This window comes from Streptomyces sp. Ru71 (assembly GCF_002920535.1).
Taxonomy (GTDB): Bacteria; Actinomycetota; Actinomycetes; order Streptomycetales; family Streptomycetaceae; genus Streptomyces.
In genome coordinates, this window is record NZ_PQSS01000030.1 from 24,634 (window position 1) to 37,626 (window position 12,993).

The following is a 12,993-nucleotide window of genomic DNA, read 5'->3' on the forward strand; positions in this document are numbered from 1 at the left end:
GGGCGCCGACTGCGTGTAAGCGCTTACGCCTGCTCCAGCACCACGCTCGACTCGGCGGGCAGGTGCAGCACCCCGTTCCCGTCCGGTCCCTCGACCGGCTCCCACGCGGCGAGCACCCGGGCGGGCCGCGTGCCCAGCGGGATCGCCGCCGGCTCCTTGCCGAGGTTCACCGCCACGCGTACGTCGCCGCGCCGGAAGGCGAGCCAGCGGGCGTCCTCGTCAAAGGCCACCTTGGCGTCGGCGAGATCCGGATCGGTGAGGTCGGGCTGGGTGTGCCGCAGGGTGATCAGCTGCCGGTACCAGGCCAGCACGCGCGCGTGCGGCTCGCGCCGCGGCTCGGCCCAGTCCAGGCAGGAGCGGTCCCGGGTCGCCGGGTCCTGCGGGTCGGGCACGTCCTCCTCGGCCCACCCGTGCTGCGCGAACTCCCGCCGCCGGCCGCGCCGTACCGCCTCCGCCAGCTCCGGATCGGTGTGGTCGGTGAAGAACTGCCACGGCGTGGAGGCGGCCCACTCCTCGCCCATGAACAGCATCGGCGTGAAGGGCGCGGTCAGCTCCAGCGTGGCCGCGCAGGCCTGCAGCCCAGGGGTCAGGGCCGCCGCCAGCCGGTCGCCCTGGGCACGGTTGCCGACCTGGTCGTGGGTCTGGCTGTAGCCCAGCAGCCGGTGCGCGGCCACCCGGGAGCGGTCCAGCGGGCGCCCGTGCGAGCGGCCGCGGAAGGAGGAGTACGTGCCGTCGTGGAAGTAACCGCCGGTCAGGGTCTTGGCGAGGGCGGCGAGCGGGGCCCGCCCGAAGTCGGCGTAGTAGCCCTGGGACTCGCCGGTCAGCGCGGAGTGCAGGGCGTGGTGGAAGTCGTCGTTCCACTGGGCGTGCAGACCGAGGCCGTGCTCCTCGCGCGGGGTGATCAGCCGCGGGTCGTTCAGATCGGACTCGGCGATCAGGAACAGCGGCCGGCCCGTCTCCGCGGCCAGCGCGTCCACGGCCGCCGACAGCTCCTCCAGGAAGTGGCACGCGCGCGTGTCGACCAGCGCGTGCACGGCGTCCAGCCGCAGCCCGTCCAGGCGGTAGTCCCGCAGCCACGCCAGCGCGCTGCCCACCAGGTAGGCGCGCACCTCGTCCGAGCCGGGCGCGTCCAGGTTCACCGCGGCGCCCCACGGGGTGTGGTGGGTGTCGGTGAGGTAGGGGCCGAAGGCGGGCAGGTGGTTGCCGGACGGCCCGAAGTGGTTGTGCACCACGTCCAGCACGACGCCGAGGCCCAGCTCGTGCGCCCGGTCGACGAACCGCTTCAGCGCCTCGGGACCGCCGTACGGCTCGTGCACGGCCCACAGGGAGACACCCTCGTAGCCCCAGCCGTGCCGCCCGGGAAACGGGCACAGCGGCATCAACTCCACGTGCGTGACGCCCAGTTCGGCGAGGTGCCCGAGCCGCTCGGCGGCCGCGTCCAGGGTGCCCTCGGGCGTGTAGGTGCCCACGTGCAGCTCGTACAGCACCGCGCCCGGCAACGGCCGTCCCGCCCACGGTGTGCGCCACGCGTAGCGCGCCTGGTCGACGACCGCGCTCAGCCCGTCCGGTCCGTCCGGCTGCCGGCGCGAGCGCGGATCGGGCAGCACGGGCCCGTCGTCCAGCGCGAAGCCGTACCGTGAGCCGTCGCGCGCCCGCGCCTCGCCGGTCCACCACCCCGCTCGCTCCGGATCGCGTTCCATCGCGCTCGTGACGCCGTCGCACGTCAGCGTCACGTGATCGGCCTGCGGTGCCCACACCTCGAACTGCACGGACGGTTCCCCTTCGTCTGCTCACCGTGATGTAGCCCGTCCATGGTGCGTCACACCCGGTCAATCCGCTTTCGAATCCTCCCTTTTGCGGGGTGTCGCCGCCCGCGGGGGCCGAGCGGTACGCGCGCGTGGCGGCCGATGTCCCGTTTTCTGGACACCTCCGCGTGTGCTGACCGACAATCACGACTGTGACGTCGTCCTTCGAGTTCCCCACGTACCCCGCGCGGTTGTCCGACGCGGAGCGCGACCACGCGCTGAAGGTGCTGCGCGACGGCGTCGCCCTGGGCCGGCTGTCGCAGGACACCTTCGTGCGGCGCATGGAGCTGGCGCTGGCCGCGCGCCATGCCGACGAGCTCGCCGCGCTCACCGCCGATCTGCCGCAGGACGGCCGTCTCTCCCGCGCCCTGTTCGGCGCCGTCGAGGCCGTCTCGGGCTTCACCGTACGGCTGCGCAGGGCCTGGCAGGCCGAGCGGCTGCCCAAGCTGCTGCTGCCCCACCCCGGCAGCCGCCACCCGCTGCGCATCGGCCGCGACCCCGCGAGTGGTCTGCGGCTCAACCACGAGACGGTCTCCCGGGTGCACGCCGAACTGCGGCGCCAGGGCGGCATGTGGGTGCTGCGGGATCTCGGCTCGACCAACGGCACCACGGTCAACGGCCGCCGCGTCGTCGGCGCCGCGGTCGTGCGCGAGGGCGACCTGGTGTCCTTCGGGCAGATGGGGTTCCGGCTCGCCGGGCAGTGACCTCGGGATTCCGTCGGTCGCCCAAGTATGCCGGGCGACCGTGGTGTTGACGTACCCGCCGAGCCGTGACTGACTGTGCGTACACCATGGACACCAGGTGAACCGCCGGTACCGCACGTGGAGGTGTGCCCTGCCGCCGCTCCTGCGCTACCCGGGTGTGGACGAGCTGGCCGCCCGCGCCGCCGCACTGGCCGCCGACCGCCCCCGGGACGCCCGGCTGCGCCGCGTCGGCACCTCCCGCGCGGGCGAGCCGCTGTGGCTGCTCTCCGTCGGCCACGGCAGCCGCCAGGCGCTCGTCGTCGCCGGACCGCACGCCAACGAACCCGTGGGCGGTGCCACCGTCCTGCGGCTGGCCGAACGCGCGCTGGCCGAACCGAGCCTGACCGAGGGCGCCGACGCCACCTGGAACCTGCTGCTGTGCCTCGACCCCGACGCCCTGCGCCGCAACGAGGGCTGGCTCGCGGGCCCGTACACGCTCGGCCGCTACTTCCGGCACTTCTTCCGCCCCGGCTTCCGTGAGCAGCCCGAGTGGCTGCCGGACGGCGCCCAGGCCGCCGCGCTGCCCGAGACCCGGGCGCTGCTCGCGCTCCAGGACGAGCTGAAACCTTTCTTCCAGGCGTCCCTGCACGGCGTGGACATCGGCGGCGGCTTCGTCGAGGTCACCCGTGAACTGCCCGGACTCGACCAGCGGGTCGCCCGGGCCGCCGCCCGCCTCGGCATCCCCCGCGAGCTCGGCCCCTACGACACCCTGTACTGGCCGAGCCTCGGCCCGGCCGTCTACCGGATCCCGCCGCCGCGCCCCCGGGACCTGGCCGCGGCCATCACCGAGGCGGCCGTGCAGTCCACCTGGTTCCATCCGCACCGGCACGGCACCCTCACCGCGATCGTCGAGGCGCCCATGTGGGGCGTGGCAGCCGTCGAGGACGACTCCGCGCCCGCCGACGCCGACGCGGTGCTGCGCGCGGTGAGCGCGACGCTGCGACACGAGACACGGCTCCTGGAGCGCCTCCTCGCCCGCATCCGGCCGCACGTCACCGGCACCCCGGACGCGGCGCGGCTGCTCGCCCCCGTCGACGACTATTTACTCGTCTGCCCCGGCCTGGCGGACGCCTGGGACCCCGACACCGCCGTCCCCGGCCACTCCCTGCCACCGCTGAGCAACGCCCACCTCGCCGCGCTGCGCATCGCCGGGCGGCGGCTGGTCCTGCGCACCGCCGGACTGCTGCACCGGCTGGTCACCCGCAGCGGGCGCGATCCGGCGGGCGCGCTGCCCGAGCTGGACCGGCTCATCGACACCGGCTGCGCCGACTACCGCGACGGCTGCGGGGCGCGCTGGATACCGGTCGTACGCCAGGTGGAGTACCAGTCCCGCGTGGTGCTCGCCGCGTTCGAACTGGCCGGCGAACAGGCGTCCGCGCGCTCCCGTTCGGGTGAGCCGGGCTGGGGTTCCGGGCGGGCCGTGCCGATGCACCGGGAATGACCCATCTGACACGATCGGCGGCGGCCGGGCTGCTCGCGGCGACCGCCGTCCTGACCGCGGCGGCGCCCGGCACCGCCCTCGCCACGCGGCACGGCGACTGGCTCCGGCTCACCGTCACCCGCGGCGACGCGGGCGACGCCCTCCGTGCCCTGCTGCGGTGCGACCCGCCGCGCGGCCACACCCGTGCGGCCGAGGCCTGCGCCCAGCTGGCCTCCGTGGACGGTGACATCGGCGCCCTCCCGACCGAGAAGGACGCCATCTGCCCGCTGATCTACGCCCCCGTGACCGCCGAGGCCCGCGGCCGGTGGCACGGCCGCCCGGTCGCGTACCGGGAGACGTTCGCCAACCGCTGCGAGATGACCGCCCGGACGGGGGCGGTGTTCGCGGTTGACGGCGGGGGTGGGCGGATGCGGGGCTGAGCGGTACGCGCGCGTGACGGGTGTCGTCACGCGCGCGCGTGGCAGGTGGGGTGCGTGTGCAGCGCGGGACGGCGTGGTGCTCGGCGCGCACGCGCGCGTGGTCGTCGGGGCGGGTGCTCCACTGAGGGACGGGTGGGCGGGCGCGTCGGGCCGGTGTCAGCCGGCGGTGTCGCGGGCCTGGCGGGCCGCTGTGACGACCGTGCGGGACTGGTGCTCGATCTGGTTCCGTACGGGCACCCAGCGGGCGTGGAAGCGGCGCGCGAAGCTCTCGCTCCAGTGGGCCACGAGCCGCTCCAGGCGAGGCGCCGCCCGGTCGTCGCCCTCCCGCAGCACCCGCAGCAGCATCGCCGCCGCCCGCAGGGGCAGCCGCCGCGCGAAGGCGTCCACGCTGCCGACGTACGCCATCGTCGTGTCGGCGGGCGGGGTGCGGACCCAGTCCTCGGCGAGGCCCGGCACCAGCTCCAGCGCCCACCGGGCCGCCCGCAGCAGCGGATCGTCGCGGTCCGCCAGCCGCGGCTGCGCCTGCGCGAACACCTCCTCGACCAGCAGCGCGTCGGTGCGCAGCCGGTGCGCGAGCCGGCCCAGCGCGGCGGCCGGGGCGGGGTGCGGCGCCGGGTCGCCGACCAGGTCGCTCGCCCACATCGGCACCTCGACGATCGCGGTGAGCCCGCCGTACCGGTGCGCGTGGTACCAGGTGCTCTGCCGGGCGTCGTCCGGCATGCTCGGGTACGCCGCGCCCGCCCCGGGAGCGGGCATGACGTGCACACCCGGCCCCGACGCGGGCCAGCCGGCCGCGTCCGAGGCGCCCGCCTCCACCGGTATGTGCAGCTCGGCCGCGGACTTGGCGAACGGCTCGGCGAGCCCCGGGATGTCCCGCGTCAACTGCACCCAGGTGCCGCCGAGATCGGTGCCGTGCAGACTGATCTGCAAGTAGGGGCGCACCTCGTCGATCACCGACGTCAGGGCGCGGGTCTCCGGTGGCAGCCGGTCCGGCGGCAGGACCGAGGGCGACCACTCGGGCTGCTCGGGCCCGGCGGGCCGGAAGAAGTACCGGTGGTAGTCGAACAGGCTGCGCGGCGCCGGGGTGGTGTGCAGGCTGGCTCCGTCGGGGTCCGCGCACAGCAGGAAGTGCCAGGAGACGCCGTCCCGCAGGGAGCTCTCCCGTACGGCCCGTTCCGCCAGCAGACGCAGGGTGGCACCGCCGGTCGGCTCGTTGGCGTGGGCGCCGGCGACGACGAGCACGGCACGCCGGGCGCGGCCCACGGACAGCAGGTGCAGCGGGCGTCCCGCCCGGGAGAGGCCCACCTGGCGCAGCGCGCACAGGCCGGGTCGTTCCGCGGTCAGCGCCCGTGCGGACGCCACCAGTTCGGGAACACTGGGGTAGCGCAGCTCCGGCAGGAGACTCACCCCCGACTCGTCGTCCCGGCCTCGCCCTGGCAGTACCCCACGTACACGGGGCGCTGTCAAGAACATGGAGCAACCGCCTCCAGCACCGGCCGACCGGCCTGGCGGAGGCGGTCCCGGCCCGTCGAGTCCTCAGTCCTCCGCCCGCTCCAGCAGGGCCACCGGCAGGGGGGTGAACAGGTCCGCCACGCGTACGTGGCCCTCGAACCGGCGGTCGGGGGTCAGCGCGTCCGTCCACCGGCCCGGGGGCAGCGTCAGGGCCGTGTCCCGCCAGCCGCCGGACTCCGCCAGCCGCAGGGACAGCCGGGTCACCGCCGTGACGGTCCGGCCGGAGCGGGCGAACGCCACGCAGTGATCCGCCGCCGGGCCCTCGGCCGGCAGCGGCTCGTAGGTGGCGGAAGGGCCGAAGACCTCGGGACGACGGCGGCGCAGCCGCAGCGCCGCCGCGGTCACCGCGCCCTTGGCGCCGGGGTCCGCCGGCGGGAAGGACACCGGCCGCCGGTTGTCGGGGTCGACCAGCGCCCGGTACTCGGCCTCGGTGCCCTGGTAGACGTCCGGGACGCCCGGCATCGTCAGCTGCACCAGCGCGGTGCCCAGCACGTTGGCCCGGATGTGCTCGGCCAGCTCCGCCCGGAAGGCGGCGACGCGCTCGCCCGGGGCCCCGCACGGCCCCGCCGCCACGAACGCGGCCACCGCCTCCTCGTACGGCGGCTCCTGCTCCGTCCAGCTCGTGTACAGGCCCGCCTCCCGCACATGCTTCAGCAGCGCCTCCCGCACCCGTTCCGGGTCGGCCGGGCCCAGCCCGAACACCGTCTGCCAGGCCGCCCACGCCAGCTGCGCGTCGGGCATCCTTTCCTCGGCGCGGGTGACGTCGGCCAGCAGCTCCGCCCAGCGCTCCGGGCACTCGGTGAGCACCGCGAGGGCCGCGCGGACGTCGGCGCTGCGCTTGGTGTCGTGCGTGGTGACGACGGTCCCGGTGGCGGGCCAGTCGCGCTGCACGCGCGCGCAGTAGGCGTGGAAGTCCTGCGGGGAGACCGCCGGGGCGTCCGGCTCGCCGCCCACCTCGGTGGCCGACAGCAGCGGTACGTACCGGTAGAACGCCGTGTCCTCCACCGACTTGGCGCGCAGCGCCGACGCCGTCTGCGCGAACCGGGTGCGCACCTCCACCTGGTCGGGCCCGTCGCCGTACCGGCCGAGCAGCAGGCCGCGCACGACGTCGACGGCACCGGCCTCCTCGGGCACGAGGAACGCCTGCCGGGCCTCCTCGGCCGCCTCCTCGGTGATCACCGTCGCGGCGTCGGCGGTGGTGTAGGGCCGGTACACCTCAAGGCGCACCAGCAGCTCCTGCAGGGCGGTGCGCAGCGCCCAGGGCGCGCGGTCGCGCAGCGCAGGGTCGGGCGAGCCCATGCACGCCCGGTACGCCGTCCGGGTGAGCCGGTCGACCTCGGTGGCCAGCTCGTGCGTGAGCACGCCGTACGCCGCCCGGCGGGCCGTCGCCGCCCAGTCGCCGCCCCGGTCGGTCTGCGGCGCCGCGAACCGCCGGTAGGCGGCGAGGAGGTCCTCCGCTCCCGCCGGGTCCGCGAACAGTCCGTCGATGTGCCGCAGGGCGTCGTAGCCGGTGGTGCCCGCGACGGGCCAGGAGGCCGGAAGGCGCTCGCCGCCGGAGAGGATCTTCTCCACGACCGTCCAGCGGCCCCCGGTCGCCTCGTGCAGCCGCCGCAGATAGGCGCCGGGGTCGGCGAGCCCGTCCGGGTGGTCGACGCGCAGCCCGTCGAGCACGCCCTCCCGGAGCAGCTGGAGGATCTTGCCGTGTGTGGCGTCGAAGACCTCCGGGTCCTCCACCCGCACCCCGATCAGCTCGGAGATGCTGAAGAAGCGCCGGTAGTTCAGCTCGGTGCGGGCCAGCCGCCACCACACCGGGCGGTAGAACTGGGCGTCCAGCAGCTGCGGCAGCGGCAGGTCCTCGGTGCCCTCGCGCAGCGGCAGGACGTGGTCGTAGTAGCGCAGTACGTCGCCGTCGACGCGCAGCTCGCCGATGACGTCTCCCAGCGGAGCCCCCAGCACGGGCAGCAGCAGCCGGCCGTCCTGCGCCTCCCAGTCGATGTCGAACCAGCGCGCGTACGGCGATTTCGGCCCCTCTCTGAGCACCTCCCACAGCGCGTGGTTGTGGCGCGGGGCCATGGCCATGTGGTTCGGCACGATGTCCGCGATCAGGCCGAGGCCGTGCTCGCGCGCGGTGCGGGCGAGGGCGCGCAGCCCCTCCTCGCCGCCCAGCTCTTCGCGCACGCGCGCGTGGTCGACCACGTCATAGCCGTGCGCCGAGCCGGGCACGGCCTCAAGGACGGGCGACAGGTGCAGGTGGGACACGCCGAGCGAGGAGAGGTACGGCACGGCCGCCGCGGCGGCGGCGAACGGGAACGCCGGCTGCAGCTGCAGCCGGTAGGTGGCCGTCGGCACGAGGGGGGCGTTTCGCTCGGGTGTCATGGAAACGTACGTACCCGCCCTGCCGCCTTTCGTGTCATCGGCGTCCTCCACCCGCGCACGCGCGCGTGGCCGGCTGCCCCGCGCGCGTGCCCCGCTAGGCCGGGCGGCGCAGCACGGTCAGGCTGCGGTCCACCAGGGTCAGCTTCTCGCCGGCCTGCACCTTGGTGCCCGAGTCCGGCGGGACGCCCTCCGGCAGGGCGGTGTCGACGACGACCTCCCACTGCCGGCCGTGATCGACCGGCACGACGAAGTCCAGCGGCTTCGGCGAGGCGTTGAACATCAGCAGGAACGAGTCGTCCGTGATGCGCTCCCCGCGCTGGCCCGGCTCGGAGATCGCGTTGCCGTTGAGGAACACGGTCAGCGCCGAGGCGGGCGAGGACTCCCAGTCCCGCTGGGTCATCTCCCGGCCCTCCGGAGTGAACCAGGCGATGTCGGACAGGTCGTCGTGGGTGCCCTCCACAGGGCGGCCGTGGAAGAAGCGGCGCCGCCGCAGGACCGGGTGGTCGCGGCGCAGCCACACCATCGCCCGGGTGAAGTCGAGCATGGGGTGCCCGCCGTCCTCGGGCCACTTCACCCACGCCAGGTCGTTGTCCTGGCAGTAGGCGTTGTTGTTGCCCTTCTGGGTGCGCGCGAACTCGTCCCCGTGGCTGATCATGGGCACGCCCTGGGACAGCATCAGCGTGGCGATGAAGTTGCGCATCTGCCGTGCGCGCAGCTGGAGCACCTTGGGGTCGTCGGTCTCGCCCTCGGCGCCGCAGTTCCACGACCGGTTGTGGCTCTCGCCGTCGCGGTTGTCCTCGCCGTTGTCCTCGTTGTGCTTGTCGTTGTACGACACCAGGTCGTGCAGGGTGAAGCCGTCGTGGCAGGTCACGAAGTTGATCGAGGCCAGTGGCCGGCGGCCGTCGTCCTGGTAGAGGTCGGAGGAGCCGGTCAGCCGGGAGGCGAACTCCGCCAGGGTGCGCGGTTCGCCCCGCCACAGGTCGCGCACGGTGTCGCGGTACTTGCCGTTCCACTCGGTCCACAGCGGCGGGAAGTTCCCCACCTGGTAGCCGCCCTCGCCCACGTCCCAGGGTTCGGCGATCAGCTTCACCTGGGAGACCACCGGGTCCTGCTGGACCAGGTCGAAGAACGACGACAGCCGGTCCACCTCGTGGAACTGTCGAGCCAGCGTCGCCGCGAGGTCGAAGCGGAACCCGTCGACGTGCATCTCGGTCACCCAGTACCGCAGCGAGTCCATGATCAGCTGCAGCACGTGCGGGGACCGCATGAGCAGCGAGTTCCCGGTGCCGGTGGTGTCCATGTAGTAGCGGGGGTCGTCCGCGAGCCGGTAGTAGCGCGGGTTGTCGATGCCCTTGAAGGACAGCGTCGGCCCCAGGTGGTTTCCCTCGGCGGTGTGGTTGTAGACGACGTCCAGGATCACCTCGATGCCGGCCTCGTGCAGGGCCCGCACCGCCGACTTGAACTCCAGCACCTGCTGTCCGCGGTCGCCCCAGGAGGCGTAGGCGTTGTGCGGGGCGAAGAAACCGATTGTGTTGTAGCCCCAGTAGTTGTTCAGGCCCAGGTCGACCAGCCGGTGGTCGTTGACGAACTGGTGCACCGGCATCAGCTCCAGCGCGGTCACCCCCAGCTCCACCAGGTGATCGATGACCACCGGGTGGGCGAGCGCCGCGTAGGTGCCGCGCAGCTCCTCGGGCAGCCCCGGATGCCGCATGGTCAGGCCCTTCACATGGGCCTCGTAGATCACCGTGTGGTGGTACTCGGTGCGCGGACTGCGGTCGTCGCCCCAGTCGAAGTAGGGGTTGACCACGACCGACGTCATCGTGTGGGGCGCCGAGTCCAGGTCGTTGCGCTTGTCGGGGGCGTCGAAGTGGTAGCCGTACACCTCCTCGCCCCAGTGGATGGAGCCGCTGATCGCACGCGCGTACGGGTCCAGGAGCAGCTTCGCCGAGTTGCACCGCAGCCCGCGCTCGGGCGCGTAGGGGCCGTGCACCCGGTAGCCGTAGCGCTGTCCGGGCATCACGCCCGGCACGTACGCGTGCCGCACGAACGCGTCGCTCTCGCGCAGCTCGATCGCCGTCTCCGAGCCGTCGTCGTGCAGCAGACACAGCTCTACTCGGTCCGCGGCCTCCGTGAAGACCGCGAAATTCGTTCCGGCGCCGTCATAGGTGGCACCGAGTGGATACGCCTCGCCTGGCCAGACCTGCATGGATACGACTCTTTCAGGTGTGGGGCGCCGTAGGGAGCGCCTTGCCAGCGAGTCTCCCCGAAACTGCCGGAACCACCTATGACGTACATCCCGTTTACCGGGCGACCTGGGTGGAACGGTGGATTTCCGTGCAGGGGTGTACAGGAGTGGCAGAGCTTGGTCAGTGGGGTGCAGGGGGGAGGGGAACGCTTGTGCGTACAGAGGGGCGGAAGGGTCGTACGGCCGCGACCGCCGCCCGCTATGAATCCGCTCACTCCACCGGCCCCGCCCGCGCGGAACGGCCCCGTACTTCCACGCAGTTGGGGGGCGACCCTGTCCATCCGGCTGCATCGCCGGGTGCTCGCGGAGTACCCTTCCTTGATCGTTGAGAGCGGGGAGTGCTCGGGGGAGCGGAAGGCGGTGCGCGGGTGGGCTCGGGAGAGCTGGAGCTGCCCCCTGGTGACGAGGGTCACGAGGGGAACTCCGCAGAGGTCCCGCCCGGCACGGTGTCGCTGGCCAGGCCCATGCAGACGGGTGCCATCGGGCCGGAGCTGGACTGGGACGCCGACGCCTGGCGCGAGGTGCGCACCCGCGCCCAGCGGGCCGGCCGGGCCTACATCTGGCTCAACCTCGTCGAGCAGCGGCTGCGCGCCGTCGTCGCCGCCGTGCTGCGGCCCGTGTACGAGCCCGTGCACGGCGACGACTGGGTGGTCGCCGCCGCCGGGCCCGCCGGACAGGAGTGGGTGCAGCGCGCGGCCGCCGTCCGCGAGGTCAGCCGCCGCAAGGGCTATCTGCTCGACCCGGCCGACGACAACGTCATCAGCTTCCTGACACTGCCGCAGCTGCGCGAGCTGATGGTGCAGCACTGGCCGTGCTTCGAGCCGTACTTCGACGACCGCCGCGACGTCGAACTAGCCCTCGACGAGCTGGAGGTGACCCGCAACGTCGTCTCCCGCAACCGCGCGCTGTCCGAGGCCGTCCTCGGCCAGGCCGAACGGGCCTCCGCCCGGCTGCTGGAGATGCTCGGCACCAGCGGCGACGTGCCCTCCGCCCGGCGGCTGCCGGTCGACGCCGTCGAGGACCTCGTCGGCGACCGGTACGCGGACGTCGTCGCCGTGCACCCGGACCGGGTGCGGCTGCTGCGCCAGTTCCCGGCCGAGGACTTCTTCGGCCAGGCCCGCCGGCTCGACGCCATCGGCATCGGCCTCAACCTGCTCGTGCAGAACTTCTCCGGGCGCCGCCTGGTCCGCCTCGCCGAGGCCGGCGCCCGGGTCCGGCTGCTGTTCCTGAACCCGGCCTCCAGCGCGGTGAAGCGGCGCGAGCGGGAACTGGGCCTGAAGCGGGGCGAGCTGAGCCGCTCGGTGGAGATGAACATCCTGCACATGCGCCGGGTGCGGGCCCGGCTGCGCGACCCCGGCGCCTTCGAGATCCAGGTCTACGACGACACCCCGCGCTTCACCGCCTACCTCGTCGACGGCGACGGCTCGGACGGCGTCGCGGTCGTGCAGTCGTATCTGCGGCGGGCGCGGGGCATGGAGGCGCCGGTGCTGGTGCTGCGGGGCGGCAACCGGGTGGTGAAGGCGGAGGGCGTCGAGGACGGCGGCCTCTTCTCCACCTACCGGGAGGAGTTCGAACTGGCTTGGGCGGATTCGCGGCCGGTGTCCTGAAGTGTCCCCGGCCGGGGGCCGGGTGGCGGGCGCGAGTCCGATTGTCAGTGGCCCATGCGATGGTGGAGGCCACTGGGGGACAGCACCACCGAGAAGGGGGGCCGCCATGGCCTGGCACCGCGAGCTGCTCATCGGCTTCGACCTGGAGACCACCGGCACGGATCCGCGTGAGGCGCGCATCGTCACCGGCGCCGTCATCGAGGTCAGGGCCGGGCAGGTGCTGGGGCACCGGGAATGGCTCGCGGACCCGGGCGTGGAGATCCCCGCGGACGCGGTGGCGGTGCACGGCATCAGCACCGAGCGCGCGGCGGCCGAGGGCAGACCGGCGGACCAGGTCGCCGACGCCCTCGCCGACGTCCTCACCGGCTACTGGAGGACGGGCGTGCCGGTCGTCGCCTACAACGCCGCCTTCGACCTCACCCTGCTCTCCGCCGAACTGCTGCGGTACGGCCTGCCGTCCCTGCGCGACCGGCTCGGCGGCCAGGACCCCGCGCCCGTCGTCGACCCGTACACCATCGACCGCTGGGCCGACCGCTACCGCCGCGGCAAGCGCAACCTCGAAGCGGTCTGCGCGGAGTACGGCGTCCCGCTCGACGCCGCGCACGACGCGTCCGCCGACGCCCTCGCCGCGGCCCGCCTGGCCGGCGCGATAGCCGACCGCCACCCGAAGATCGCGGGTCTCGGCCCGGCGGAGCTGCACCGCCGCCAGGTCGAGTGGTACGCGCAGTGGGCGGCGGACTTCCAGGACTTCCTGCGCCGCAAGGGCGACACGGACGCGGTGGTGGACGGCACGTGGCCGCTGAGGGAGGTGGCGGGGGAGCGGGTGTGACCCTCCGGGTGCGGGG

The 12,993-nt window shown here is 73.9% G+C and carries 9 protein-coding genes; 5 read left to right on the plus strand and 4 right to left on the minus strand.

Features of this window, described 5'->3' with window-relative positions:
* Nucleotides 1-23: 23 nt before the first annotated feature.
* Entirely contained in the window at nucleotides 24-1,769 is a 1,746-nt protein-coding gene (treZ, locus tag C3489_RS19160) for a malto-oligosyltrehalose trehalohydrolase (RefSeq protein ID WP_103783094.1), read from the minus strand.
* A 188-nt stretch (nucleotides 1,770-1,957) separates the two neighbouring features.
* Between treZ and C3489_RS19165 the strand changes: the two genes are divergently transcribed.
* From C3489_RS19165 to C3489_RS19175, 3 genes are all read left to right on the plus strand, one after another.
* A complete protein-coding gene (locus C3489_RS19165) occupies nucleotides 1,958-2,509 on the plus strand; it encodes a DUF1707 and FHA domain-containing protein (RefSeq protein WP_103783095.1) in 552 nt (183 codons plus the stop codon).
* Nucleotides 2,510-2,666: 157 nt separating this feature from the next.
* Nucleotides 2,667-3,989 carry a M14 family zinc carboxypeptidase gene (locus tag C3489_RS19170; RefSeq protein ID WP_103783142.1) on the plus strand — a complete coding sequence of 441 codons (1,323 nt, stop codon included), beginning with the start codon at nucleotides 2,667-2,669 and terminating at the stop codon, nucleotides 3,987-3,989.
* Complete coding sequence (locus C3489_RS19175; protein ID WP_103783096.1) at nucleotides 3,986-4,408, plus strand: SSI family serine proteinase inhibitor; 423 nt, start codon at nucleotides 3,986-3,988, stop codon at nucleotides 4,406-4,408. Before C3489_RS19170 ends, C3489_RS19175 begins: the two co-directional genes overlap by 4 nt.
* A gap of 156 nt (nucleotides 4,409-4,564) precedes the next feature.
* On the opposite strand, the gene C3489_RS19180 is transcribed toward C3489_RS19175, so the two are convergent.
* The 3 genes from C3489_RS19180 to glgX form a co-directional block, all read right to left on the minus strand.
* Nucleotides 4,565-5,815 (minus strand): M14 family zinc carboxypeptidase, encoded by a 1,251-nt coding sequence (locus tag C3489_RS19180; RefSeq protein ID WP_103783097.1) that lies wholly within the window; start codon nucleotides 5,813-5,815, stop codon nucleotides 4,565-4,567.
* A 129-nt stretch (nucleotides 5,816-5,944) separates the two neighbouring features.
* Nucleotides 5,945-8,296 carry a malto-oligosyltrehalose synthase gene (treY, locus tag C3489_RS19185; RefSeq protein WP_103783098.1) on the minus strand — a complete coding sequence of 784 codons (2,352 nt, stop codon included), beginning with the start codon at nucleotides 8,294-8,296 and terminating at the stop codon, nucleotides 5,945-5,947.
* Between the two features lie 94 nt (nucleotides 8,297-8,390).
* Nucleotides 8,391-10,502, minus strand: a complete 2,112-nt coding sequence (glgX, locus tag C3489_RS19190; protein ID WP_103783099.1) for a glycogen debranching protein GlgX — start codon at nucleotides 10,500-10,502, stop codon at nucleotides 8,391-8,393.
* 407 nt (nucleotides 10,503-10,909) lie between these two features.
* Between glgX and C3489_RS19195 the strand changes: the two genes are divergently transcribed.
* Both C3489_RS19195 and C3489_RS19200 read left to right on the plus strand, forming a co-directional pair.
* Entirely contained in the window at nucleotides 10,910-12,148 is a 1,239-nt protein-coding gene (locus tag C3489_RS19195; protein ID WP_103783100.1) for an SAV2148 family HEPN domain-containing protein, read from the plus strand.
* A gap of 106 nt (nucleotides 12,149-12,254) precedes the next feature.
* Nucleotides 12,255-12,977, plus strand: coding sequence for a 3'-5' exonuclease (locus C3489_RS19200; protein ID WP_103783101.1), 723 nt, complete (start codon nucleotides 12,255-12,257; stop codon nucleotides 12,975-12,977).
* Nucleotides 12,978-12,993: the final 16 nt, after the last annotated feature.

Bases quoted from the DNA above. Each gene is read 5' to 3' on its own strand.
- C3489_RS19175 (WP_103783096.1), top strand. From the start codon at position 3,986: ATGACCCATCTGACACGATCGGCGGCGGCCGGGCTGCTCGCGGCGACC.
- treY (WP_103783098.1), bottom strand. From the start codon at position 8,296: ATGACACCCGAGCGAAACGCCCCCCTCGTGCCGACGGCCACCTACCGG.
- C3489_RS19200 (WP_103783101.1), top strand. From the start codon at position 12,255: ATGGCCTGGCACCGCGAGCTGCTCATCGGCTTCGACCTGGAGACCACC.
- glgX (WP_103783099.1), bottom strand. From the start codon at position 10,502: ATGCAGGTCTGGCCAGGCGAGGCGTATCCACTCGGTGCCACCTATGAC.